The organism is Ferribacterium limneticum (assembly GCF_020510625.1).
In the GTDB taxonomy this organism is placed as follows: domain Bacteria; phylum Pseudomonadota; class Gammaproteobacteria; order Burkholderiales; family Rhodocyclaceae; genus Azonexus; species Azonexus limneticus_A.
In genome coordinates, this window is sequence record NZ_CP075191.1 from 2,011,288 (window position 1) to 2,035,712 (window position 24,425).

General features: G+C 57.7%; 19 protein-coding genes. 8 read left to right on the top strand and 11 right to left on the bottom strand.

The genetic code is table 11. From position 1 onward, the window contains the following. Nucleotides 1-17: 17 nt before the first annotated feature. The 7 genes from tssG to KI617_RS09550 all read right to left on the bottom strand — a co-directional run bounded on the left by tssG (nucleotide 18) and on the right by KI617_RS09550 (nucleotide 6,541). Nucleotides 18-1,082: a type VI secretion system baseplate subunit TssG gene (tssG, locus tag KI617_RS09520; RefSeq protein ID WP_226451754.1), complete on the bottom strand. Its 1,065-nt coding sequence runs from the start codon at nucleotides 1,080-1,082 to the stop codon at nucleotides 18-20. Then, nucleotides 1,046-2,878, bottom strand: coding sequence for a type VI secretion system baseplate subunit TssF (tssF, locus tag KI617_RS09525; protein WP_226451755.1), 1,833 nt, complete (start codon nucleotides 2,876-2,878; stop codon nucleotides 1,046-1,048). Before tssF ends, tssG begins: the two co-directional genes overlap by 37 nt. Then, complete coding sequence (gene tssE, locus KI617_RS09530; RefSeq protein ID WP_226451756.1) at nucleotides 2,879-3,358, bottom strand: type VI secretion system baseplate subunit TssE; 480 nt, start codon at nucleotides 3,356-3,358, stop codon at nucleotides 2,879-2,881. A gap of 48 nt (nucleotides 3,359-3,406) precedes the next feature. Continuing rightward, nucleotides 3,407-3,943: an Hcp family type VI secretion system effector gene (locus KI617_RS09535; RefSeq protein WP_066881473.1), complete on the bottom strand. Its 537-nt coding sequence runs from the start codon at nucleotides 3,941-3,943 to the stop codon at nucleotides 3,407-3,409. 32 nt (nucleotides 3,944-3,975) lie between these two features. Continuing rightward, the gene (gene tssC, locus KI617_RS09540) at nucleotides 3,976-5,460 is read right to left on the bottom strand and encodes a type VI secretion system contractile sheath large subunit (RefSeq protein ID WP_226451757.1); all 1,485 of its coding nucleotides are present in this window, start codon (nucleotides 5,458-5,460) and stop codon (nucleotides 3,976-3,978) included. Next, nucleotides 5,457-5,969 (bottom strand): type VI secretion system contractile sheath small subunit, encoded by a 513-nt coding sequence (gene tssB / locus KI617_RS09545; RefSeq protein ID WP_226451758.1) that lies wholly within the window; start codon nucleotides 5,967-5,969, stop codon nucleotides 5,457-5,459. The genes tssC and tssB overlap by 4 nt, the downstream gene beginning before the upstream one ends. Nucleotides 5,970-6,049: 80 nt before the next feature. Then, nucleotides 6,050-6,541, bottom strand: a complete 492-nt coding sequence (locus KI617_RS09550; RefSeq protein WP_226452045.1) for a tetratricopeptide repeat protein — start codon at nucleotides 6,539-6,541, stop codon at nucleotides 6,050-6,052. 327 nt (nucleotides 6,542-6,868) lie between these two features. Between KI617_RS09550 and tssJ the strand changes: the two genes are divergently transcribed. The 8 genes from tssJ (at nucleotide 6,869) to tssA (ending at nucleotide 17,344) form a co-directional block, all read left to right on the top strand. Beyond that, nucleotides 6,869-7,462, top strand: a complete 594-nt coding sequence (gene tssJ, locus KI617_RS09555; protein WP_226451760.1) for a type VI secretion system lipoprotein TssJ — start codon at nucleotides 6,869-6,871, stop codon at nucleotides 7,460-7,462. Nucleotides 7,463-7,474: 12 nt separating this feature from the next. Further along, nucleotides 7,475-8,818: a type VI secretion system baseplate subunit TssK gene (gene tssK / locus KI617_RS09560; protein WP_226451761.1), complete on the top strand. Its 1,344-nt coding sequence runs from the start codon at nucleotides 7,475-7,477 to the stop codon at nucleotides 8,816-8,818. Next, nucleotides 8,815-9,588, top strand: a complete 774-nt coding sequence (gene icmH, locus KI617_RS09565; protein ID WP_226451762.1) for a type IVB secretion system protein IcmH/DotU — start codon at nucleotides 8,815-8,817, stop codon at nucleotides 9,586-9,588. Before tssK ends, icmH begins: the two co-directional genes overlap by 4 nt. Nucleotides 9,589-9,598: 10 nt before the next feature. Beyond that, entirely contained in the window at nucleotides 9,599-12,370 is a 2,772-nt protein-coding gene (locus KI617_RS09570; protein ID WP_226451763.1) for a type VI secretion system Vgr family protein, read from the top strand. A gap of 14 nt (nucleotides 12,371-12,384) precedes the next feature. Further along, on the top strand, nucleotides 12,385-13,929 hold the full coding sequence (locus tag KI617_RS09575) for a hypothetical protein (RefSeq protein WP_226451764.1): 1,545 nt from the start codon (nucleotides 12,385-12,387) through the stop codon (nucleotides 13,927-13,929). An 8-nt stretch (nucleotides 13,930-13,937) separates the two neighbouring features. Beyond that, on the top strand, nucleotides 13,938-15,092 hold the full coding sequence (locus KI617_RS09580) for a hypothetical protein (RefSeq protein WP_226451765.1): 1,155 nt from the start codon (nucleotides 13,938-13,940) through the stop codon (nucleotides 15,090-15,092). A 23-nt stretch (nucleotides 15,093-15,115) separates the two neighbouring features. Then, nucleotides 15,116-16,069 (top strand): hypothetical protein, encoded by a 954-nt coding sequence (locus KI617_RS09585; protein WP_226451766.1) that lies wholly within the window; start codon nucleotides 15,116-15,118, stop codon nucleotides 16,067-16,069. Nucleotides 16,070-16,243: 174 nt separating this feature from the next. After that, the gene (gene tssA, locus KI617_RS09590; RefSeq protein ID WP_226451767.1) at nucleotides 16,244-17,344 is read left to right on the top strand and encodes a type VI secretion system protein TssA; all 1,101 of its coding nucleotides are present in this window, start codon (nucleotides 16,244-16,246) and stop codon (nucleotides 17,342-17,344) included. Between the two features lie 46 nt (nucleotides 17,345-17,390). On the opposite strand, the gene KI617_RS09595 is transcribed toward tssA, so the two are convergent. Genes KI617_RS09595 through KI617_RS09610 form a run of 4 tightly spaced genes read right to left on the bottom strand, consistent with a single transcriptional unit; the run spans nucleotide 17,391 to nucleotide 24,411 of the window. Then, the gene (locus KI617_RS09595) at nucleotides 17,391-18,170 is read right to left on the bottom strand and encodes an OmpA family protein (RefSeq protein WP_226451768.1); all 780 of its coding nucleotides are present in this window, start codon (nucleotides 18,168-18,170) and stop codon (nucleotides 17,391-17,393) included. 2 nt (nucleotides 18,171-18,172) lie between these two features. Then, nucleotides 18,173-19,156, bottom strand: coding sequence for a type VI secretion system-associated protein TagF (gene tagF / locus KI617_RS09600; RefSeq protein ID WP_226451769.1), 984 nt, complete (start codon nucleotides 19,154-19,156; stop codon nucleotides 18,173-18,175). Beyond that, on the bottom strand, nucleotides 19,153-22,968 hold the full coding sequence (tssM, locus tag KI617_RS09605) for a type VI secretion system membrane subunit TssM (RefSeq protein ID WP_226451770.1): 3,816 nt from the start codon (nucleotides 22,966-22,968) through the stop codon (nucleotides 19,153-19,155). The genes tagF and tssM overlap by 4 nt, the downstream gene beginning before the upstream one ends. A gap of 21 nt (nucleotides 22,969-22,989) precedes the next feature. Beyond that, nucleotides 22,990-24,411, bottom strand: coding sequence for a hypothetical protein (locus tag KI617_RS09610; RefSeq protein WP_226451771.1), 1,422 nt, complete (start codon nucleotides 24,409-24,411; stop codon nucleotides 22,990-22,992). Nucleotides 24,412-24,425 lie beyond the last annotated feature (14 nt).

Consider the following 24,425-nt stretch of genomic DNA (forward strand, 5'->3'; position numbering starts at 1 on the left):
CGCGGTCGTTCGTTTTATTAGTGAATGAAATGGGTGAGATAGCGGGTATCGCTGCGGTCGTCTGTTTCCGGCCTGGTCAGCATGAAGCTGTCGTAGCCAAGGCGGCAGCCGTTCGCACAGCCAAGGCTGGCCGGGCGCACATCGGCCGCGCACAGGATGGGGCAGATTTCGTATTCGAACTGGCCACCCGTCGCCAGCGTGAGGATTTTCTTGAGTGCTGCCGCCAGTTCGCCGCTAGGCAGGAAGGCCATGTAACGCTGATGAGGCAATGGGCCGATATGGATGCGCAGGCGCAAATTTCGCTGCCAGACCCGTTCTCCAACCAAGGCATTGCCGCCCAGCGCCACGTTGTTGCCACCCAGCGTCGAGCGCTGATCGGCTGGAATGGCATACCAATGCCCGACGAACTGCTCGACTTCGACGGTTTCACGAAAATAACCGCTGATCACACGCTGCAGGGTTTCCGCCGAAACCGGCCGCTGCCGCAAAAGTCCGGCAAAGAAGGCAATCGACTCGTCGTCGATGGCGCCTGCCCCTTCATTCATGCGTTGACGCAAGGCATCAAAGCCAAGGCCGCTCAGTGCCAGAACGATCGGGAGAAAACGGTTCTGCCGATCGGTTTCATACTGGATGGGCAGCTTGTATTTCTTCCAGGCGCGGTAGAAATGGCCAACCGAGCGGTTAGTGAACAGATCGAGGAAGGCTCGGCCCGAGTCATCGCGCTTGAAGCGCGCCTGGTTGATCACCTGCTCGGTGTAGTGAATCGGCAACGTGCCGTTGACGCCCAGCATCCCCATGAAACTGGGCGTGATCTCGACCTGCTCCAGGTCGGCAGTAGCCAATCCTTCTGCATCGCCCCGGTAAGTCGGCGCCATGGCGTCGACCTGGCTGGGCGCAAAGCCGAGGCGCAGAGAATTGCGGAAGCGAATTCGTTCGTTAACCACGTCGCTGCCTGCCGTTCGGGCCGTTTTCCGGAAGACGCTCTCGTACAGGCGCACGAGCTGGAAAAACTCGTAGCGTTCCGGCGCCTCCAGGGTGCTATCGACTAGGCCAGGATCGAGTCGCCGTTGCGAGGTGCGCATCGGATCAATTCCTCTCCGGTTCGATTTGAAACCACGACCAGTTGAATGAAGCTGTTGAGGCTGACGTACAGACCGAGAAAGCGGTCGATACAGCGGACGAACACATCAAGACCGCTGCCGACAAAGCTCGACTCGTCAATGGTCATGCGGACTTCCAGGCCCCGGACGAAACAGGCGAACGGCTTGCCGGCCATCCACACCGTTTTGTCGCTCTGCTCGATGCCGAGCACACCTTCGATCTGCCGGCGGCTGGCTGCCGTTCTCGGCAAGTCATAGAGGGCGAGCATCTCCTGAAAAGCCGTCAGGCCGTTGCCGGTCAGCGACAAATGGTTCAGCGACAGATGCGAAATGATCCGCCACTGGCCATCCCGTCGATGATCGAAACGACAGGGCTGGGTCGGTTTTCTCAGCAGCTTGATCGAACGGACGCTCGACCCACCTTCGAGAAACAGGTCACCTGAAGCCATGCCAACCGACATCAGGGTCGGCAGTTCACGATTGGTGCAGGTCAATTGCAGGCTGAGCACGTCGGTCTTCGGCTGCACCGGGTCGAAATCAGCATCGACGATGGACAGCGAGGTTTCATAACCCGGGCTGCTCTCGGCGACCAGGTGATCGCGCTGGGCATACCAGTAGTAACCGTTGCGCTCCGGGGTTTCGCCATGGCGTAGCGAAAAGAAGGAACGAAACTCGGTGATCGATTCGCCCTGCGCGGTTTGGCGGACGCGTCGCACCGAATCAATTGAATAGACATCGTAGGCATAAGCCCGCCGCCCATCGGCAACCACCGGGTAGGCCGACTGGCGATTGCTGATCCGGATCGGATCACCCCGCTGGGCAAAGAGATTGACCACCGGCACGCAACCCAGACGAAGGTTCTGTGCGGTCAGCGTTTGCAGCAAACGGGAGGCATCACTATCGGCCCGCAGATCCCCGAGCGCAATATGGAGGGTGATTTTCCCCTCGGCATGCAGCCCGGAAGGAATCTCGCCGATATTGATATCGAAGAAATTGAATTTTTCCGGGAAGCAGAAATACTCGGTCAGGTAGCGATAGGCGCCATGTGAGGTATCCGGCATGTCGATCAGCGCTTCCTGATCGGCAAATCCGACTTCGCTGATCAGCTTTTCCCGGGCAATGCGCCAGCGCTTGTCGGCACCAGAGGCATAGACCTTCAGCTTGCGCAGGAAGATGGCATCCCGCAACGCCGAAGCCACCGAGGGCTCGGCGTCGATATAGACCCGCAACTTGTCGAGTTTACCCAGCCCGGCTTCCGTGTTGTTGCCACGCAAGGCGAGCGAAAACGAAAGAATGGCATTGCAACCGACTGGCAGGCGCACTTCGCTGGGGGCGCTGGCGATTGGGTCAAATGCCAGTTCACCGATGGAAACCGGTGCCAGTTGAACATCCCATGCCGTCCGGAACTTGCAGATGGCGCCCTTGATCGGCCGGGATTGCAACTCGGTGCCGCGTGGGATGGTGGCGACGGAGGTCAGTTCACCGCCACCATGTTCGAAATGGGCAATGGAGCAACTCGGAAACGGCCTGAGATAGTGCGGGTAAAGAACATTGAGCAGCGCTTCGGTGAACTGCGGGTAGCTGTCTTCCAGTTTTTTTGAAACCCGTGCCGTCATCAGCGCGAAGGACTGGATCATCCGCTCGACATGGGGATCGTCGCAGCCCTCGCCCGACAGCAACAACTGGCCGGCAAGTTTTGGGTAGCGCTCGGCGAACTCGCGGGAATGCTGGCGCAAAAACGCCAGTTCTCGCTCGTAGTAAGGCAGCAGGTCTTCCACTTAGCCCCCCAACCGCGGACGATGCCGGGTTACGGAATACTGCAGGCTGGTCGGCTGTAGCAGCGCATCGAAACTGACGGGCTCCTGAGCGGGCCTGACGACCAGCACGGCATTGATTGAGAAATACAGGGCGTTCACCGTCTTTCGATGCAATTCAAGATCGACCCGAACCTCGCGCAAGCGTGGCTCGTGGGCAGCAATGGCTGCTTCGATGGAAGCACAGATCCGGCGCCGGTCATGGACATTGGCCAGGCTCAGCCCAGCAAAGTCGGACAGGCCAAACCCGGCAACTGAACGTGTCGTCAGCGGGAAGGACGTCTCGAATCCGTCATCGAGCACAACCCGGGTGTTCAATAGTGCTTCGAGATCGCGGGCGACCGAATCCTTCAACTGTTCAAGCGACAAACGGCGCCGGGCAGCCCCAACGGGCTGATCGTCGAATAATTTATCGAACAGGGAAGGTTCAAAACCTTTGATCATAAAAACGGCGGAAACGAGTTTCCGCCGTGGGTTCCACAGAAGGAATTATCAGGTCAGATTCGGCGTGTTCTTGGCCAGGTTCCAGGCGCCCTGGATATTGACCTTACCGGACTTGGTGCCGTCGATATTCAGTTCGTCGTAGGTCCACTTCACGGCGGAATACTTCAGCGAGAAGCTTTCCTTCGGAATGCCTTCCTCATCAACGGCCGGGGAGACCGAAGCGATGATGACGTTCTTCAGTTCGATCTTCAGATACTGGTGACGATTCTGGGTAGCCGACGGATTGCCGGTCGTGTTCTGGCCGCCGAAAGCGCGGTAGAAGTAGATGATAACGTCGCTGACCACCAGGCCGGACGAGCAAGCCTGATACAGCTTCGGGCTGGAGCCGTCGATATCCTTGGTAAAGATCATTTCGCCGTGCTCGACACGCTCGGCGGTGTGGCCGCCAGCAGCCGATGCCGTTGCCGACTTCGGCTGACGCATGGAGTGGCTCCAGCTGTAAACCTCAACCGTGTCCTTGTGCTTGGCATCGCGGGAATCACCCTTGATGTCGCTACCCTTGAATTCGACGTAAATATCCTTCATTTCTTACTTTCTCCTTGGAGGTTGTACAACGCTTAACTCTTGGTCGATTGCGGCAGTTCGGCGACCAGACGCAGTGATACTGAAAGCTCATCCAGCTGGAAATGCGGCCGGATGAACGATACGGCCCGATAAACCCCCGGGCGGCCCGGCACTTCGCTGACTTCGACAGAGGCCTCGCGCAGCGGGAACTGCGCCTTGGTTTCCTGGGAAGCTGAATCGTCGGCAGTTACATACTGGTCAATCCAGCGCTGCAGGTAGTTCTGAACGTTGGCGGCAGAAGCAAAGCTGCCGATCTTGTCGCGCATCATCGCCTTCATGTAGTGGGCGATACGGGACACTGCAAACATGTATTGCAGTTGGGCAGACAGCGAGGCATTGGCGTTGGCCGAGTCGGTGTCGTATTTCCTTGCCTTCTGCGCCGATTGAGCGCCAAAGAAAGCCGCGTAGTCCGTGTTTTTGCAATGGACCAGCGGAATGAAGCCGAGATCGCTCAACTCTTTTTCACGACGATCGGTAATCGAAATTTCCGTCGGGCACTTGAGAGCCACTTCGCCGTCGTCGGTGCGGAAGGTATGCGTCGGCAGATCTTCGACCAAGCCACCACCTTCAACACCACGGATCGCAGCACACCAGCCATAGTTTTCGAAGGCATCGGTCAGGCGGGCGGCAAAGGCAAAGGCGGCATTGCACCAGAGGTACTTGTCGTGCTCGGTACCATCGACTTCTTCGACGAAATTGAAACCTTCGGTGACTTCGCCATCGATCGGGTTATAGGGCAGACGGCCCAGGAAGCGCGGCAAGGCCAGACCGACATAGCGCGCATCCTCGGACTCGCGGAAAGACTTCCACTTGGCGTATTCGACGGTGTCGAACACCTTGCCCATGTCGCGCGGCTTGCCAAGTTCGGTATGCGACTCCAGGCCGAACAACTGTGGCGCAGCGGAAGCGATGAACGGAGCGTGCGAGGCAGCAGCGATATGTGACATCTGCTCGACGAAATACATATCTTCGGGCTGACGGCTGATTTCGTACTGGCCGATCAGTGTGCCAAAAGGCGCACCGCCGAAGGTACCGAACTCTTCTTCGTAAACCTTCTTGAACAGGGCGCTCTGGTCGAAATCGATGGCCGTCTTGAAGTCCTTGACCAGTTCGCGCTTCGAAGCGTTGAACAGCTTGATCTTGAGTTGCTGGCCGGTCGAGGTCTGTTTGCACAGGTAATGCAGGCCAGTCCAGGCGCTTTCCAGGGCCTGGAATTCCGGGGCATGCATCACTTCGCTCAACTGCTCGGAAATCAGACGATCAAGTTCGGCCACGCGGGCATCGAGGGATGCGGCCAGATTTTCTGAAACGACTACTTCACCGTCCAGCACCTGATTGACGAGCTCGCTGATGATGTCCCGAGCCCGATTCTTTTCCTGATCGGACTGGGCAACACGGCTCTCTTCAATGATCTGGTCAAGCAGACCCGATTCGCGAACATTGGCCGGTGCGGCGGCAACTGCAGCCTGGGCGCTCATTCTCCGTCTCCTGCGTTCGTCTTGCCACCCAGACTCTGCAACTGCTCGGTACTGTTCAAGACATCATTGAGAAGATCTTCAAGCTTTTCGTTACCGGCCAGCTTGTTGCGGAGATCGGCCAGCTTGGCACGCGCTTCCTGCAGCTTGCGCAGCGGTTCAACCTGCTGGACCACAGATTCCGGACGGAAATCCTCGAATTTTTCGAACTTGATATCGACGCCCAGTTCGCCACCGGCTTCGGTCAAACGGTTCTTGACACGGAATGCGGCGCGTGGCGCCATACCTTCCATGACATCGTCGAAGTTGTCCATATCGACGTTGACAAATTTTCGGTCGCGAACCTTGCCCTGCGGCTCTTTTGACTGTGCGGCAAAGTCGCCGAGCACGCCGACCACAAAAGGCAATTCCTTGACTTCGAGGGCATCGCCAATCTCAACGTCATAGGTCAGCTGAACGCGCGGCGGACGAACCTTTTGCAACCGCTTTTGAACACTTTCTTTTTTCGCCACAAGATCCTCCGGTATGGATATCCAGTCGGCCACCCAAGGCAAAAAACACCCCGAAGCCGATCAACAATTAACTTAAAAAATCACTTCAAAACACTGAATGGATTGGCACCCGATGCCGCAGGTGCAGCATCAGCGCCACCGGCTTTTTTGGGCGTTGCAGCCACCGTCGGCTTGGGACGCGCCACGGGCACCACCTTCTTTTTCTTATCGGGCTCTCCCGGAGGAACCAGCACGTCTTCCCCCAAGGTATCGCGCATGACCTTGGCCAAACCAACGGCGTCCGAACGCGCATCGCCCTTCAACTCGACATCGCCGCGCAGGTCAGTCAGCGACTGAGCCGCCACTCGCAAGCCGGCAACCGCACGAATGCTCTTTGCCGATCGGTCCGTGCCATCGCGCTGCAAAGCTTCTTCGGCCGCAACAATCGCCTGCGCGTAGTTCTCGGCGTCGAAATGCACCTTGGCCATGCGTATCCACGGCTCCTTGCGCCCCGGGTTTTGCTTGGCCAAATCACCAAGTATTTTGACTGCTTCTTCCTGGTTACCTTTTTCCAGCAATGAATCGACACTCATGCTGGATTGCGCCATTGCGGCCGAAAACTCTTCCTGGCTCATCGATACCTTGTTTGACGCACAACCGGAAATCACTACGGTGGTGCAAAAAACAAGCGCTATTGATAGACGCTTAAGGGTAAACATCGAAACTCCTAATTATGCCAAACGGCGTATAACATGCCATTTGGTTTGCTTACATGAAACCGAAATAGTACATTACGAACTTGGCTGTTATCAACTCATATGCATATTTTCATTTCTCATTTATATGATTTTTAGCCAATTTCAATAATTGGCGCACACTTAATGACAATTGCAACACTCAGACAACTTTTATGCACCCCAATGGCAACCTTGATGCTTGTTTGCGCAACGCTATCCGGATGCGCACAGGTCTCTGCCCTGCAAATGGCGGGAACAGCTGTTGGTATGGTTCTTGAAGCGACCGGCGTCACCAAGAAAGACGGTGGCGACCCGAGCAAAACCATCAAAGATTTATCAATAAGAATTTTTGCTGGTGATCAATTGAATTTAACCAGCAGTGGCAAACCGTTGTCATTGGTCGTGAAGATTTACGTACTACGCTCTAATGAACGCCTGAAATCCCTGACCTACGCGCAAATAACCTCGACCGAAAGCGAGAAAGAGGCGCTGGGCGAAGAGTTGATTTCTGTCCGTGAAATCATCCTGTTACCGGGCAAATCGTACGATGCGGTACTGAAGGTGCCGGGGGACGCGACAACGATTGGTGTCGTTGGCATGTTTCGCGCACCCTATTCATCCAGATGGAAACTCGCTTTCGACAGCAAGCAGTCTTTTGATGGCGGAATCACCGTTGGCGCCCACGCCTGTGCGCTGAGCGCCAGCAAAGGCACCCTGATCACCGAAATCAGTCCTGAATCAGTGCGATCGCTGGTCGGCATCCAATGCAACTCTTAGCAAACTGAAACAATGAACAACTCAAAAATTCTTTGGGGTGAAGGGCTTTTTCTTCGCCCGCAACACTTCCAGCAGCAGGATGCCTATACCGAAGCAATGAACCGGCGCACTCTGCTCTCGGCCAACCCCTTCGCCTGGGGCATCCGCGACCTTGATCTGGACCTGGACTCACTAAAAAGCGGAGTGCTTCGCTTTAACCGCATCGATGCCATTTTCTCCAACGGTGACTTTTTCACGGCCCCTGATGTAGACCAACTCCCCGCCCCGCTGGCACTGGACTCTGCAGTCGACGAAGAAGGCGCGACCGAGTTCTATCTGGCTCTAAATCACCTGAATGCCCATGGGGGAAACTGTGCCGAAGAAGCTTCCGACTCAGGACAGGCGCGTTATCTGATCATTCAGCGCGACCGTGCCGATCTTTACACCGAAGCGGCCGAGGCTGACATCGCCACCCTCAGCCAGATCTCGCACCTGAAATCGGCCAACGAGAACCGCGATCAGTTCCTGACCTTGCCAGTCGTCCGCATTCGCCGCACCTCCAGTAACGGTTTTGAAGTTGATCCAGCCTTCGTTCCGCCTTCGATCAGTCTGCGCAGCGCGCCGAATCTGTACATGCTGCTGCGCCGACAAATCGATGCCCTGCTGGCCAAGGTGGATGCGCTCTATGGTTTTCATCGCGAACCATCCAAGAATGTGATCGAATTTCGCTCCGGCGACATCGCATCATTCTGGCTGTTGCATACGGCCAGCAGCGCCTGCGCCACCCTGACCCATCTGTTCCGCAATCCCGAGACCTCACCCGAGCGGCTATTCCAGGAGTTGCTGCGCCTGGCTGGCGGCCTGATGACCTTCTCGAAAGGTTTTACGTTGAACGACCTGCCCAGTTACGACCACCTGCAACCCGGCCCCGGCTTCGCCCGTATCGACCAGATTCTGCGCGAATTGCTCGATACCGTAATTTCCACCCGCTATTTCGCGATTTCCCTGACCCAGCCCAAACAGGCCTTCTATGCCGGCCATCTGGATTCCGAGAAGATCAACAGTGAAACAGCTTTCTACCTGTCGATCACTGCGGCACACCCGCAGTCGGAAATCATCGAATCCATCCCGCTACGCATCAAGCTTGGCGCCCCGGACGATGTCGAAAAGCTGGTCCTCTCTGCCATGTCCGGCGTTCGTCTGACCCATGCCGCGCAAGTACCCGCCGCAATCCCGGTTCGTCCCGGCGCCTGCTATTTCGCACTGGATGCCCACGGCCCGCTTTACGAGCGAATGCTCAAAGCCCAATCCATCATGATTTATGCCCCGGAAAGTTACCGGGATCTCACCATTGAATTGATTGCCGTCACGCCATGACCACAGCCCCCAGTCTTTTTTCTGTCGCCCCGAGTGTCCGCCCTGACGAAACGAGCTCCGAGCGCCCTGCCAAGAGCCTTGTCGATCTGTTGTACGACGGTTTCTACATGCTCATCCTGCTCAACAATCGCAGCGTTCCGAAGGACCCTGACGAGTTCTCCGGCAACATCCAGAAATTCCTCGATCAGTTCGAGCGTGCAGCCAAGAAGAACAACTTCAATGCCGAAGACATCTTCGACGCCAAATACGCGTTCTGCGCCGCCATCGACGAATCTGTTCTCTCTTCCAAGATGAACATTCGCGACGTCTGGGAACGCCGCCCGCTGCAACTCGTGCTTTTCGGTGATCAACTGGCCGGCGAACATTTCTTCGACAAGCTGGAAGCCGCGCGCAATGGGGGAGCCAGCCGGATCAATGCGCTCGAAGTGTTCCACATGTGCCTGTTGATCGGCTTCAAGGGGCGCTACCTGCTCGAAGGGCCGGAAAAGCTCAAGTACCTGACGCTGCAACTCGGCGAGCAAATCGCCCACATCAAGGGCAAGGCAGCCACCTTTGCTCCAAACTGGGCCGCCCCGGACACCATCTCCAACGCCATCAAACGCGATATCCCGTTCTGGGTCATCACATCGGTGCTCGCCCTGTTTGGTCTGGTCGCCTATATCGGGCTGGACTGGCACGCTGGCAGCACCGTCCAGCAAACCCTGTCGCCCTTCAAGAACATTGTCCAGCTAGCCCCGCGGGCGCCAACGCTGACCATTACCCTGCCTTGATCAGCCAGCCATGACCCAGCCCCTGCTCGACACCCTGTTCACCCAGCACGCCCGCCTGCTCGAACTCAAGACCGCCCTGCCCGATGCCGCGCTGATCGTCGAGCGCTTCAACGGCCGCGAAGCCATCTCTGAATCCTTCCGCTTCGAAATCGACTGCGTCTCGACCAACGCCTATTTCGATCTCAAGCCGCTACTCGGTGAAGAAATCACCCTGCGCCTGTTGCAAGCCGATGGCAGCAAGCGTTCGTGGCATGGCTACGTCACGCAGGCCATGCAACTCGGTGCTGATGGCGGCCTGGCCCGTTACCGCCTGATCATGGAACCTTTCCTCGCCTTCCTGGCCCAGCGCCGGGATTGCTACCTGTTTCAGGACAAGACGGTCATCGACATCATCGGCCAGATCCTGACTGACTACCCCGAAGCCCACTGGTCCAATCAAGTCATTCAGCCGCTGCGCACCCATAGCGTCGCCACCCAGTACCGTGAAACTGATTTCGAGTTCATCCGTCGCCTGCTTTCTGAAGAAGGTCTCTCCTTCCGTTTCGATCATAACCAATCGGCCTCTGCCGGTGACGAGGCCACCCACGCCCGTCATCAACTGATCATCTTCGACCGGGATAACGAACTCCCGGCGGGTACCCAACCAACCATCCGCTTCCACCGCAACAACGCCACTGAAGATTCCGACACCCTGCAACAGTGGCATGAAGTCCGTACGGTATTGCCCAATGCCGTGTCGCTGGCTGGCTGGGACTACAAGACACTGGTTGCGACCGGCGCCCAGGCCCAGAGCGGCCTCGACAACGGCGAACTCCCCCGTCTGGAAATCCACGACGCCTCCCGCCCCTACCGGTTTGAAGACAGTGCCGCCGCTCAATTGCGGACCGATCTGGCCCTCGCTGCCGTCGAAGCCCGCTATCGGCGCTTTACTGGCGAGAGCACCGTCCGCCAGATGGCTGAAGGCACCATCTTCACGCTGACCCAGCATGACGCCTATGTCGGTGATGACGCACAATTCAAGGTGCGATCAGTTGATCATCACGGCGCCAACAATCTGGGAGCCAGTGCCGCCGAGTTGCTGGGCAGTACCGATGTCGAAGCCGGCAGCTATCGCAATACGTTGCAGGCCCAGCCAGCCTCGGCCCCAGTTGTCTCGGCCTTGCTGGCCAAGCCGGCGGCCCGGCCGCAAACCGCCCTGGTCGTCGGCCTACCCGATCAGGTCATCACCACCGAACGCGATCACCGGATCAAGATCCAGTTTCCCTGGCAACGGGGCGAAGCCCCCAACACCGGCGGTCTCGCCGAAACCGGCCCGAGCGGGCGCACCGCCGGCAAATCCGGCAACGCCCCGGGCAACGACCAATCCGGCACCTGGGTTCGGGTCGCCGAATGGCTGTCGGGGCCGAACTGGGGCAGTCACTTCCTGCCGCGCATCGGCAACGAAGTATTGGTCGATTTCCTCGATGGCGATATCGACCGCCCGGTCATCGTCGGCCAGAGCTATAACGGGGCAGACCTGCCTCCCTTCTCGGCTGGCCATGAGGCGAGTGCCAATCACCCCGGGGTGTTGTCGGGCTGGATGAGCCACAACCACGATGCAGGCCATAACCAGTGGGTGGTCGATGATGCGCCAGGGCAGCTACGCACCCGTCTGGCGACCAGCGAGAATGCCGGACAGTTGGGCTTGGGGCATCTGGTGCATCAAGCTCCGGAAAGCGCCAGCCGGGGCGCCTGGCGCGGCAGCGGCTTTGAACTGAGAACCGATGGCTGGCTAGCCGTACGAGCCGGGGAAGGCATCCTGATTTCAGCGACGGCTCGCCCGAATGCGCAAAGCACTCAGATGGATGTGGCGGAGACGGTGGCACAGCTGAAAGCCGCCCAGGAAACCGCCAAAGCCCTGTCCGATGCCGCAAGCCAGCAACAGGCCTTGCCCCTAAAAGCGAATGCCGCCCAAAGCCAGTTCATTACAGCCATTGATCCACAGCAGCAGGGAAAATTCTCCGGCAACATCGGCGGTCAGGCCGCCCAGAAGGCACAACCCGGCAGCCGCGAGCTGGGCGATCTGACCGAACGCTTCGCCGAGCCCTTCATCCTGGCAGAAGCACCGGGTGACATCGGCCTCGCCAGCCCAGCCAGTACACTCCTCTTCGCCGGCGCCAACCTGCATGCCACGGTGCAGCAGGATCTGCATATCGCCAGTGCGCATACCGTATCGACGGCCGCCGGCCACGGTGCCAGCTGGTTCAGCCACGCCGGTGGTATCAAGAGCATCGCCCAGGCCGGCACCCATACCATTCAGGCGAACACCGACCAGATGGAAATCCTGGCCGATCAGTCGCTGACCATCACCAGCAGCAACGACGAAATCCACATCCTGGCCAAGGACAAGATCGTCCTTCAGGCTGGGCAGTCCTCCGTCACCCTCGAAGGCGGCAATATCACCTTTGCTTGCCCGGGGAACTTCTCGGTCAAGGGGAGTGGGAATGCGTTTATGGGGCCGGGGCGTGGGGAGTTGAACCTCAAGGAGCTACCCACAGGACAATCAGAAATCAAGGACTGGGTCGGTCTTGATTATCGCGATCCGGAAACAGGTGATGCCATCGCAGGAGCTGGATATGAAATCCACTTTGCAGGTGGCCAGGTGTTGAGCGGAAGACTCGACGGGCAAGGTATCGCGCAACACGACAACGTTGACCACAAACCCGTTACCAAGGTGGTGTACAAACCTCGGCCAGCCGACAAAGACAAACCTTACGCATCCTTGAGCGAACTGCTGGGTTAATACCGAGAAGAATTATGGCCTCAGAAACAGATATCCGTGGTGCCTTGGAATGGGAAACCGGCAGCAAGGCACCCAGCGACAAAAATACTTGGGTATGGCTTTGGGAATCTATCCAAGGCGACTTCAACGACAACCGTTCAACCGGGCAAATTGCGTTCGATGCGGCAATATCGATGATCCCGGTGGTCGACCAAGTTTGTGACGCACGCGACATCATTGCCAATTGCAAGAGCATTGCCCAAAGCGAAGAACACGACGACAACACATGGAAGTGGGTTGCATTGGCGCTGACGCTGATCGGTCTGTTCCCCAGTCTTGGCAGTCTGGTCAAGGGTGTACTTAAAATCTTCTTTACCTTTGTCCGACGCTACGGGATGAACCATCTCATCAAAGCTGTCGATGAAGCCATGACATGGGTAATCACCCTGCTGCGTAAGCGCGATGTGCAGAAATACCTGCGGCAGCACAAAGTCGACGAAGTCTTCAAATGGTTGGCCGATGCGGTACGCGAGATACGGGGCAAGGTCAGCGTCGGCGCTTTGCTCACCGCATTCGACAAAGCCATTGGCATCCTAAAAGGCCTGCTGAGCAAGATCACTTGGCTCCCGAAGGTCGGCGAACGGGCCAAGCAAACCATTGCCCTCGTCGAAAAAATCCGCAAGCAGGCTGACGCCCAGCTAGCCAAAGCCATCGCACCCATTCAAAAAATTCTCGACCGCATCATCCACCGCCTGGACATGGAACACATGGTCCAGCGTTCCGGCATTCTCAATGCGAGCAACGTCCATTTCCGGGGTACATTGCCGGAGGCTGAGGCGGTGAGCTTGATGCGCAAAGCAGAGCCGTTGCCACCCTGGTTGAGCAAGGGGCGGGAGGGGAAATGGGCGGAACAGGATGTTGACGATGGCAAACAGCTACTAGCCGATTACCCAGACTGGCCCAAACTCAACGACAAAAATATCAAATCCTTCCACAGCATGACCAACGTCGAGATTAAAGGCCCCGCCAAGCTATTCCGTGTCACCTCGCCCAGCAACGGCGCGATGGGCGATTGCTGGGTACCTGAAGACGTCTGGAAGAAAATCCTCGCCTCCCCCGACCCCAAGGCGGCCTGGCGAAAGTACAGCGCCGTCTGGCCAGACTGGAATCCAAACGGGCAATTCGTCGTGCTGGAGATCAAGGAAGGCGAAACCCTGAAGGCCTGGCGCGGGCCGGCGGCCAGTCAAGCCAAACCTCGCGGCACAAACCTAAACGCCCACCTTGAGGGCGGCTGGGATCAGGTCATCGTCAAGGTGGGCGGCAATCAATGGGACAGCACCCGCTACTACATGCGTGGCGGCGGTCATGGCGAGAAGTTGCATCCGCCGGGCTTGAGCCGCGCCGAATGGGAAGCGCTTTCCGAAGCAAAAAAGAAGGCGTACACCCCGATCCGTGAAAAAATCAACCACCCCAACATCAAAGGCCCGCTCGATACGGGCTGGGGACCAACAGATTTCGATGCGCAGTTGCGCGATGCAAAAATTGGCTTGCCCGCCTTGTCCGGCCAGGTCACCAACTAAAGACAGCCATGACGACAGACCTTTTTAACAACCCCTTGTCCGGCGGCCCAGCCTTTCCTCTCTCGCTCTGGCAAAAACGCCAGGCGGCGCTGCTCTATTACTGGATGTCCCTCGATTACCTCAAGGGCCTCAAGGGCATGATCGACAAGCTGATGACCGGGACGGATGTCCTCCTCGACCTCGCCCAAAGCCAGGGGCGCGACGCACTGATCGCCGATGATCGCTGGGGGGGGCGCGACACTTCGACCAACTGGTCAACCTATGGGCATTCAGCGCTGGCGGATTTCAGGAAATCAGTTATTGGTGACATCGCTGCTCGAGTCAACGAGGATTATGGCAAGACAGGCGCCTACCAATGCGCCTACCTGCTCGATGAAACTTCGTCGCGCTGGATGACGGAAGATGAAGAAGATGGCTTCAAACGGCAATTCGAAGCGGTCTTCTCCTATGCATCACGAATCGATGAGGTTTCTGGTGCGGGGGGGCAAAAACGTCTAAGAGACAAAAGCATGATTGCATTCTGGCAAGAATACGGCAGTCATTTCCCGCGCCTGCCCCGCTTCCGCGTACGCACCGACGTGGTGGGCGAGACGGGCAAACTGCCTCCGCGCACCGGGGTCTATGTGTCGCAGGACGATCCCTACGGCACCTTGCAGTTTGGCTGGACAGGCAACGGCGATGGCATTCTGGGCAAGGTCCAGACGTATAACGAGGCGGGGCTGGACGCTGTTAGAGCCATGGGCAGGAATGCCATTTGGCAGGATGAACAAAAAATGATGGCCTACGTGATTGAGTCCCTGAAGCAGGGACGTCTGCAACCGGCCAACGGTCGAGACTGGAAAGACGTTGCACGGCTTAATACTGCTTGTGTAATTTTGTCCCCCCAAGTATTTACCGAACTCCCCTGCAAATGGTATTTCGTCGAAATGATCGATAGTGAATTCGACGACGCGACCGAAGAAGACGAAGCTGCAGCTGAACCGGTGCGCCACCCCAACGTCCCCGCAGGCACCCTCTGCCCCGAAGCAGGCTGGTGGTTCACCCCGGCCCAATCAGGCTCCCGCCGATACTTCAAGGTAGGCGAGAACATGCCTTCAGTCGGCGGCGATTACGGCCTGACCTTCTGGCAATGGTCGCCGGACCAGTCGGCACCGAAACTATAGCTAGGTAGGCAAATTCGCGATTCATGCAGCCCCCGCTGATCCCTCAGGAAGTCTATCTGCTCGAACGTTACAGTTCGCTGGAATACTTCGGGCAAATGCGCGATGCCTTCGAAGCCTGTGTCAAGGCAGCCGAACATGCTCTGGCCGAATTCATGAAACACTTGCCGCCGGACTATCGTAACCAGCCGTTATGGAAACAACCCGATGCGGTTTGGGGGGAAACCGTCATTCCTAATTTGCAGTATTCCCTCCGGGGCGTCTTTAACGGGTACATCCGGCTAAGCCACGGGGATTACGAAGGGCTGGCCTTGGCCGGAAATGTCAATACATCGTTTGCCGGCGTAATTCGGGACTACGATAGTGAGTGGATGCCAGAACCGTTCATGGCGGAATTCGATACCAACATGAGTATCGCGTGGGAATTGGCCTCGAACATCAGCCGTACCCAACAAGGCGATTGGCTACGAGATACGCTTGCCAGTCGATACAGAGAAGACTCACGAGGCCCCCTCGACGCTCCTCCAAGCTGGCCGGTCTACCGCCTGAATCACGCCGTCCGCGTCAAAACCGGCGACAAAGTCCCGCAGAACGGCGTTTACCTTCCCGATGCCCCCGGTAGCTGTGCCGAGTTTCTGATCGAAGGTTACGAGACATGGGAAGCGAACGTGATGGACCATCCAGAAAATCCCGAAGATCGTTCCTCTACATCGCAAGCGACGGTGTGGACCCTCATTGAACGCGTCGCCGACACTGGCGGCGGCACCGGCTGCGGCCCGCAAGAAAGTACGGGCGGCGAAACGCGCCGCTCCAACGTCCCCGCCGGCACCCACTGCCCCGAATCCGGTTGGTGGTTCACCCCGGCCCAATCCGGCTCGCGCCGTTACTTCAAGGCAGGTGAGAACATACCGTCAGTCGGCGGCGATTACGGCCTGACCTTCTGGCAATGGTCGCCGGATCAGTCGGCGCTCAGCCTGTAGATTTCTGCTGGATAAGAATTGACGATATATCTACATATGGGCCAATCGTTTTTCCAATGCGCGAGATGCCATCGATTCATTGATATAAAAATGCCACATGTCATCCCTCATATTTCTTAGGAACGTCCTTATATTCCATTAAAATATGCCAATTTAGCCCACAGGCATACGACGATGGATTTTGAACATCTAGCCCAACCACTTGCCTCAAGTCATGGCCCTTGCGGTGATGATCTGGTCTTTTCTGCCGAATTCGACGAGATTCAGGAAGCCAGGCGCTTTGATGACCCCTCCCTCTCTCAAGGCGAATGGGTTACCGAAGTAAAGGAGGCTGACTGGGTTCGCGTGGTTCGTATCTGTGAAGGCATCCTGGCCAACAAGTCAAAGGATCTGCGCGTTGCTGCCTGGTTGACTGAAGCAAGCTGCAAATTAGAGGGGCTTGGTGGTCTAGCCAACGGCTACACGCTGCTTGGGCGGTTGTGTGAGACTTTCTGGAACGATATCCACCCGCAACCGGAAGATGGCGATATTGAACAAAGGGTTGGCGTCCTTGATTGGCTGGTCAATCAGACAGCTCGCCTGATTCGCGAAACGCCGCTGACGCATTCCGACAAGGGCAGGTTTTCATTGATTGACCACGAATCGGCCCGCGCCACTGCCAAGAACATTGAACGTAATCCAGGCATTGCTGAGGAACTCGCCCGCACGGCGCATGTGAAGCTGGAAACCTTTGATGCAGCACTTAAAGACACACCCAAACGCTATTTTGTCGACGGCATGCGCAATGCCGAGCGCCTGAAAGATTCTGTCAAATCCCTGCAAACAGTGCTCGATGCAAGGATGGGAGAATATTCGCCAGCCTTCAGCCCAAGCTTCGAAGCGCTTGATGACGTTTACCGCTTTTTCCAACGCCATGCCGGAGACGCAGGTGCAAAGCCATCAGAAATACAGGAAAAATCGACAATCGACGGCGTGGGAAACAAGGCGTTTGGTGCCATCGAACGGGTCGAGCCAAGCATTGGCGGACAAATCGTCGAGGTAGGTGGTGGGCCGATTCGCTCCCGCGAGCAGGCCATTCGCCAGCTACAGGAAATTGGCGCGTTCTTCCGGCGCACAGAACCACATAGTCCGGTTGCCTATCTGGCAGAAAAGGCCGCCAAATGGGGAACGATGCCACTCCACGAATGGCTGCGGACTGTCGTCAAGGATGACAGCGCCTTGCTGCGGATGGAAGAATTGCTGGGGGTTGATCCCAACACTGGGGAATCGGGCTAAGAACAGGCAATAAGGCGGCTACCTCACGGTAACCGCCTATGCCCAATTACTGGCCAGCCAGCCGAAACTCGATGCGCCGATTTTTCGCTCGTCCCTCTGAGGAGTCGTTCGAGCCTACCGGCTGATCCGGCCCGGAGCCTACTGCGGTCAGATTTTCACCCGGAATGCCCTTTTCGATCAGGTAATTGCGCACCGTGTTGGCACGCGCCAGGCTGAGCGAAACATTGGCCTGGCGATTCCCCGAACTGTCGGTATGGCCGATCACCTGAACCTTCGGCGTACCGATTTGCTTTATCGCGGCATACATCTCGTCGAGGATGACGCGCCCGGCGGGCGTCAATGTCGCCGAGCCGACTTCAAACTCGACGACACGGTTGGATAGTGTCTTGTCCAGCACACTCTGCGCTTCGCCGCCCGCCGCCACCAGGCCGTTGTCGATGGTGTAGGTCGGATTGAGCGAAGTGGCGAGATTACTGACCACCTGCTGGCGCAAGGCCTCATTGGCCACATTGCCCTTGATCGATATCTGCGTACCGCTGACCTGCATCTGCCCTTTATGCACCTGCTTGAGATTGGGGCCGATGATCTTGGTCATGTTCTCGGTCCAGTTGCTCGGCGGCACGACGCCGCCAACTTCCAGGCGATCAACCACATTGCCCGCTCCGTAAAGATCACGAAGCTTGCCGAGGATCGCGGCGCGTGACGCTTCGTCAGGAACAGTACCGGAGGCAATCACCTTCCCCGGTTCTTCTGGTAGTTTGGCCTGGGCGAACACCGCCCCCTGAAAGGCAAGACAAAATGCAGCGACGATTAGTGGGGTTTTCATGTTCATTCGCCTAGAAAAACTTCTCTGAACGTGTTGATGGCATGCTCAAGGGAAATGTTCGGCTGAGCGAGGTAGGAGGAGAGCTTGGCGACGCCATAGTCATTGACGATATCCGGCTGATCGTCGATCCACTCCGGATCAATGAGGGAAATAATCCGCTCGGCGGCAGTTTCTGGCGAAAGAGCCGCCAGCAGCGTTGAGGCAGAAGAGCCATTGAACCCCAGCACCAGATGGGGATTACCGGCACGGCGCTCAATAATTACCTGGAGCTCAACTGAGGTCTTGCGCAGGAATGCGGTGACCAGATACAGCCATAGACCAGCCACCAGATTCCGATTGCGCTCATCGGCAGGAAGCGGCAAAACAATGTCCTTCTCGACAGAAACCGTTCCCTGACCAAGAACCGGGCGCATCAGCAAGCCTATCGCCAGGATGATCCGGCGAACGGATTCGGTATTCGGTGCTCCCACCATGCTGGCCAGTGAATCGAGGGTATTTCGGCGGACAAAATTACCCAGTGGATCAGCCTGAACGGCCGTTTCGAAATCACCGGCACAATTGATCGACTCAAGCTCGGTCAGCAGTTGCCCGACTTCTGCTCCATTGACCCCGGCCTCGGAGAGCCTTGCCAATGCTCCAAAGGAATAGGCAAGCCCGACGGGGGCGCAGCGGAACATCAGCGCGTCGTCGCGCTCGACTGTCGCCGCCGCAATAAACGGAAAACGGCGCCCCGACGAATCGGAGCTCGGCCGCAAATGACCAACGACCGAAAGCCGGCTTCGGGCACCAATGAAAGCAAAGTCCACCGAACATGCGCCGTCATAGGCTGTTTTCCAGCCCGGATCTTCCGAGAGTCGCTCCATGGTTTGCGATACCCAGCGATCAAGAACGCTAATCAACTGATGCTGCCCTGCCCCCTTGACGAAATCGCCGCGCGACGGAATCTTGCCGAAACAGGTAGTCGGAGAGGCGATCACTGTGCTCATTGTGCACCTCCTGCCGTAGCGACCGGCGCCGGCGAAGCTGTCTCAGGCGTTGCCTCCTGATATTTGCTGGCCTTGCCAACCGCCACTGAGCGCGGCAGCACGACCCCTGCCAGGCCCCTCTGGGTACTGGCACCTTCGCTCGAACCACTCGCGGCTTGCGCCTGGGCGCTGCTGACCACGCGGAGGTCAATACCGACCTCCACCCCATCGGCTACCCAGGTGAGATGGAAAGAACCATCCGCCTGACGAGTACGCTTGGCGGCATTGATCATCTTTTCAAGGCCAAAACGGCCCGGCACGTTGATAACCTCGACGATCTTGCCCTCGAAGGTCGTCGCGGTGATCTTGGCGCCCGGCGCTCCGGCAGCATTCGGCCAGACAAAGTTGGCCCACTGCGGCGCACCATTGCGATAAGCCAGTTTCTGCCCATCAATCTCGATGACATAGCCGCTGGTGCCCGGTGACGGTTGCGGGCGCAGCATGAAGACCGTCTGCGCCTGACCGCCTGCCCCGCCGGCACCACCGCCCGCATCGGAGGCGGCCCCTCCCTCCAGCGGCGAAACCCAGCGCGCAAAGTCGCTCATGAACTCGGGCTGCAAGGTAATCCCGAGATCCCCCCAAGTGCGCGGCGTCACCGTATTGCCACGACGCACGACCAGCGATCCCATGGCCGATTCGACGTACTTGGAGACAGCGCCTTCCGGCCCGAAAACCTGAGCGATCTCGGTTGGCGACGCCTCGATATTGGATTTCGCCGCAAACGGATACTTGATCGCCAGCTTGCGGTTAAACGGCTCGTATACCTGGGCTTCCCATGTCTTGTTCAACTCTTCGGAGGCCGGCTTGATGATTGCCGCGTACGACTGCAAGAGCGGACGAACCAACAAGGGGCGCAACACGGCACGCTGGTTATCCGGCAGGCCGGTCAGCATCTGCTCATCGACAAAGCGCAGTGTTTCCGCCAACTCGGAGCCACCACCATCAATGGTCTCCCGCATCAGCTTGAGCGCCCCCGGCCCGGCATCACCCTGGTTCTTGAGTTGATTCAGGCGGGTACGCACCTTTGAAAGCTGCTTGAGATAGGTATCGACCAGCGGATCGGCCTTGTCGCGCGGAATGACCAACCGGCCAAACCCGGCAAACTCCTTGCCGATCGGCCCCATCGGGATTTCAGCTGGCTTGGCGGAGACATTGACATCCATCTGGACACGACTCGGTGCCATCTGCAGCACCGAACGCTTGAACCATTCGATAAACCCTTTCTGCGCCCGTTCCAGCCCCAGATTGGCCATCGCCGGGTTATCCCAGGCAGTCTGATCAAAAACCACCTTGATCAGCGTACCGACTGGGGATATCTGCGCATCACCCAGACGATCCATTGCCGCCACCGCCTCAGGGAAGGTTTCGAAGGAGGCAACGCTGATGCCTTGGACGAACTGCTTCCACTCCTCCGTGTAATCACGCTTGTACATGGCCACCAGTGACTTCTGTATCTGCTCAGGGCTGCCTTCCAGCGTCAGATCGTCCTTGGTCGAAGTCTGCAGCACCCAATCCGCGTTGTTCTGCTCGCTGGTTGCCGCTTCCTTGATGGCGGTCTGGACATATTCCCGCCAGGCTTCAACAGTGAATGCACCGGACACCACATGGCTACCGGCAACCAGCGTTGCATTGTCCGGACCAACGATATTGGCCACGGTCAGCGGCGCAAAGCGTGTCGAGGCGCGGGCCTTGATTTCGGCATAGACGCGTTCAGCCGCCGGCATGCCGCGCACCACCTGGCGCAACTTGTCGCGCACTTCATCGACCAGAACCAGGTTGTTGTTTATAACCGGCCACTCAGGATGCGTTGCGTGCTCCAGATAGAAGGTCAGCACTTTCCCGGCCGAGCGAATCATTTGCTCTCGCGTCATGGTGCCGCGATTGGCCTCCAGCCAGCCTCGCCAGAAACGCGTCATCTGGTCGGAAAGGTGACCGACGTCGACATGGTCGTGGCTCGACAACATCAGGTAAGTCTTGAGAGCGTTGTAGCCATCTTCAACATCGGATGGCGTCGCATCCTTGTACTGTTTGCTACGGGGCTGTTTGGCGGCCTGATTGCCTCCGTCTGCAGCACCTTGCGGCTTGAGACGGTCGCCTTGGGCATTGACCTCGTTGAGGAAGGCTTCAAGGTTGTCCTTGACCGGGATCAGCATGACATTACTGACGCCGGCAAAGTATTCCCGACGCAATTTGTCAGCCATCAACTCGCCTTGATACAACCCAAGGCCAATGGAAACCGGGTGATCCTCGTTGAACTGCTCAAGTTGCGCCAAGCGGTCCTGGATAATTTCGAGGGCTTCGAGACGGGACTGCAGATCGATCCGCCCTTCCTGCACCTTCACCGCCTTGGCAATATCCTGTTCAACATTGGCCAGCAAACTCCGGTTATTGAAATACGACCAGCTCCAGCCGCCCAGCGCTACGCCCAGGAAGCATAAGGCGCCCAGCACTGCAAACTGGCGTAACTGGGCCTTGGCCTTGGTGGTGTGCTGGCGGACCAGATTGCGGTCCGGGAAAATCACTTTCGAGAACAGTTCCTTGAGGAAGTAGCCATGGCTCAAGGCCGTGCGGACCGAAGCGCTGCCACCGCCATTCAAGGAAAACTTTCGCAGGATGCGGTCGTTGGAGACCGGCTTGATATCGGCGCTCTGAATGGCCGAGGTGATGTAGAAGCCGCGGAAAACCGGCTTGAACTGGAACGGGTTATCCTCAAACAGTGTGGCAATGAAGGCTTTCAGTGCTGGCTTGATCGAGGCAAATTCAGAGGGGAAGGTCAGCAATCCAGGCGGTGCGCTTTCGCCCTGCAGCCGCGACATTTGCGCGACGCTCATGGCGCGCAGGCCTTCATAAAGTTCGTCGAAATGCCGGTCGAACAGCGTGATCAATTCGCTGCCGTTCGACTGGTCATAAGGAATGGTGCCCCCCCAAACCCTGTCCCGCTCATTCCAGTCCAGATCGAGAAAGAACTCGTGAAATCCGGGAATCAGATCAACCTTGGTGAACAGGACGTAGACCGGCGCGAAAACCTCAAGCTTCTCGGTAAGCTCCTGAACACGCTGGCGCAGGCTCTTGGCCAGGTTGATCGCGAAGCTCGGCGAGTTGCCCATAAGCTCGCCGATGCTGACGGTGACGATGATGCCGTTAATCGGTGCCCGCGGCCGATGCTTCTTCAGCAGACCAAGAAAGCCGAGCCACTCCTCCCGGTCTTCCTCATGCACGGAATAGCGCCCCGCCGTATCGAGCAGGATGCCTTCAGTCGTGAAGAACCAGTCGCAGTTGCGGGTGCCGCCAATACCCTTGATGATCGCGTCGCCACCATCATCAAAGGGAAATTTCAGCCCGGAATTGACGATGGCAGTGCTCTTCCCGGCAGCCGGATTGCCGATCGTCATGTACCACGGCAATTCGTACAATGCTTCAGCTCCGGAGACCTGACCGAGCTTGGAGGTCTTGATCGTCTTGACTGCCTCTTGCATGCGCTGCTTGAGCGTCTGGATTTCAGCCGAAGTCGCAGCCCCACCCCGTTTGGGCGATACGTCGGCCTGCTGCTCGAGCATGGAACCGATCGCCTCCCCTGCCTTGCGCGCCCTTTGCCGGCGCACGAACCAGACCACGGCCCAGACAGCAAGTATCACCAGACTGGCTATTCCTGCCCAAATCATCGCCACCTTGAGCGTCTTGGCCCCCAGGAAAAAGAATGCCGCGACGGCAGCGACACCGATGAATGAAAGAAAACGGGAGTCAGTCAGAAACGAACGTATTTGGGACATCATGAATTGGCTTTGCTCATTTACTCAAGTAAGGCTGGGTTCGGTATTCGGTGACGGGATATAAGGCATGGCCAGCAGCACAGCCCTGTCGCGTTCATGTTGGTTGCTCAGGCATAGCACCGGTGCTTCGGTCGCCAAAACCTTCGTCCTGGCGCAGGCAAGCGCAATCAGTCCGCCAATCGGCGACAAGTCGCCACTGACCGTACCAACGGCGAGGCAATCCTTGATCGGATCAAAATGCTCAAAGGTCTGTCCGAGCCCTTCCATTGCTTCTGCAATTCGGCTGGCGCGATGATCGGCGTCCAGCAAGGCGGTCTTGACCTGCGTACTCTCGACGGCGCTGACATCAAGAAGTCCGGTGACGAGCTGTTCGATCAGCTTGCCGCCAATCCGCCCGCCCGCATCGACCGGCTTGTCCCGAACGCCCATGCTGACCCGGCTGAGGACCGCTACCTCCGGCAGCTCAAAACGTTCAACGCTTGCCCGACCGGCAAGGAGCAAGCCGACTGCACCTTCTCCGGGTATCTTTCGATCCTGATGATCGGCCGAAAACAGCTTGTTGCTGGCCGCCCAGCTTTCCACCGTTTGCTCATCCACGGCCGATGCAGCACCCAGCAACAGGGTCAGTTCAGAATTTGCAGGATCGCGATTGATGCGCAGATTGATTTCATCAAGCTGACGCATCGCATCGAGTTCAGAGGCCACCGGAACCAGTGCGATATCCAGACCGGACCGCTCCTGATTGGGCCAGTAATTAAGCTGCAACCAGACCCGCAGGGTTGCAAGCTGCGACGAATCCCAGTTGGCTGGAACCAACCAGACGATCCGCAGCTTCAAGGCTGGACCAGCCTGTGCCAGCAAGGGTGTCAGGCGTTCTTGCACCGTGCCCAGCAAATGATCGAGCAGAGCCAGAGTACGAGCAACGTCCTCCCGCTCGGCAAATTTGCGAATAGACGCGGCATCAGCGGCCATTTTTTCCTGCATGCCATCGACGTCGAGATCCTTGACCTCGGCGAGAAAGACGGGGAAGCCAGCCCCGTCGGTCAAACGAAAGCTGGGCTCTGGCCGCTGGCCGCCATCAATTGCCGCCAGGACATCATCCGTCGACGCGCCTGGCGCCGCAACAACAAAGCCTTCAACCAAGCAAATATTGAATGCACGCTCGGCCGCTGCCGTCTTGGCCGACGTCGCAGCCAGTGGATCGTCGTCGCGCAGTGCCGGCGCATCGGGCTTATCAACTGCCGGCGGCGCCTTGAGATGTTCGATGAACCCGCGCAACAGCAAATAGCCCCCGACGAGGGCCAGCGGCAAGGCGCCTAGATAAAGGGCAAGATCAAGCTTGCTTGGCTCGTAATCGTTCGACTGCCACCATCCGAGCACGAGCGCCCAGACGAGGGCAAACGTCAACAAGCTCCCGCCAAGTATTTTGAACACCGTAGGCCACATGAGAATCTATCGCC

Excerpts from the sequence above, each read along its gene's own strand:
- tssG (WP_226451754.1), bottom strand. The coding sequence starts at position 1,082 with ATGCGCACCTCGCAACGGCGACTCGATCCTGGCCTAGTCGATAGCACC.
- tssE (WP_226451756.1), bottom strand. The coding sequence starts at position 3,358 with ATGATCAAAGGTTTTGAACCTTCCCTGTTCGATAAATTATTCGACGAT.
- KI617_RS09535 (WP_066881473.1), bottom strand. The coding sequence starts at position 3,943 with ATGAAGGATATTTACGTCGAATTCAAGGGTAGCGACATCAAGGGTGAT.
- tssC (WP_226451757.1), bottom strand. The coding sequence starts at position 5,460 with ATGAGCGCCCAGGCTGCAGTTGCCGCCGCACCGGCCAATGTTCGCGAA.
- KI617_RS09550 (WP_226452045.1), bottom strand. The coding sequence starts at position 6,541 with ATGAGTGTCGATTCATTGCTGGAAAAAGGTAACCAGGAAGAAGCAGTC.
- tssJ (WP_226451760.1), top strand. The coding sequence starts at position 6,869 with ATGGCAACCTTGATGCTTGTTTGCGCAACGCTATCCGGATGCGCACAG.
- tssK (WP_226451761.1), top strand. The coding sequence starts at position 7,475 with ATGAACAACTCAAAAATTCTTTGGGGTGAAGGGCTTTTTCTTCGCCCG.
- icmH (WP_226451762.1), top strand. The coding sequence starts at position 8,815 with ATGACCACAGCCCCCAGTCTTTTTTCTGTCGCCCCGAGTGTCCGCCCT.
- KI617_RS09570 (WP_226451763.1), top strand. The coding sequence starts at position 9,599 with ATGACCCAGCCCCTGCTCGACACCCTGTTCACCCAGCACGCCCGCCTG.
- KI617_RS09575 (WP_226451764.1), top strand. The coding sequence starts at position 12,385 with ATGGCCTCAGAAACAGATATCCGTGGTGCCTTGGAATGGGAAACCGGC.
- KI617_RS09580 (WP_226451765.1), top strand. The coding sequence starts at position 13,938 with ATGACGACAGACCTTTTTAACAACCCCTTGTCCGGCGGCCCAGCCTTT.
- KI617_RS09585 (WP_226451766.1), top strand. The coding sequence starts at position 15,116 with ATGCAGCCCCCGCTGATCCCTCAGGAAGTCTATCTGCTCGAACGTTAC.
- tssA (WP_226451767.1), top strand. The coding sequence starts at position 16,244 with ATGGATTTTGAACATCTAGCCCAACCACTTGCCTCAAGTCATGGCCCT.
- KI617_RS09595 (WP_226451768.1), bottom strand. The coding sequence starts at position 18,170 with ATGAAAACCCCACTAATCGTCGCTGCATTTTGTCTTGCCTTTCAGGGG.
- tagF (WP_226451769.1), bottom strand. The coding sequence starts at position 19,156 with ATGAGCACAGTGATCGCCTCTCCGACTACCTGTTTCGGCAAGATTCCG.
- tssM (WP_226451770.1), bottom strand. The coding sequence starts at position 22,968 with ATGATGTCCCAAATACGTTCGTTTCTGACTGACTCCCGTTTTCTTTCA.
- KI617_RS09610 (WP_226451771.1), bottom strand. The coding sequence starts at position 24,411 with ATGTGGCCTACGGTGTTCAAAATACTTGGCGGGAGCTTGTTGACGTTT.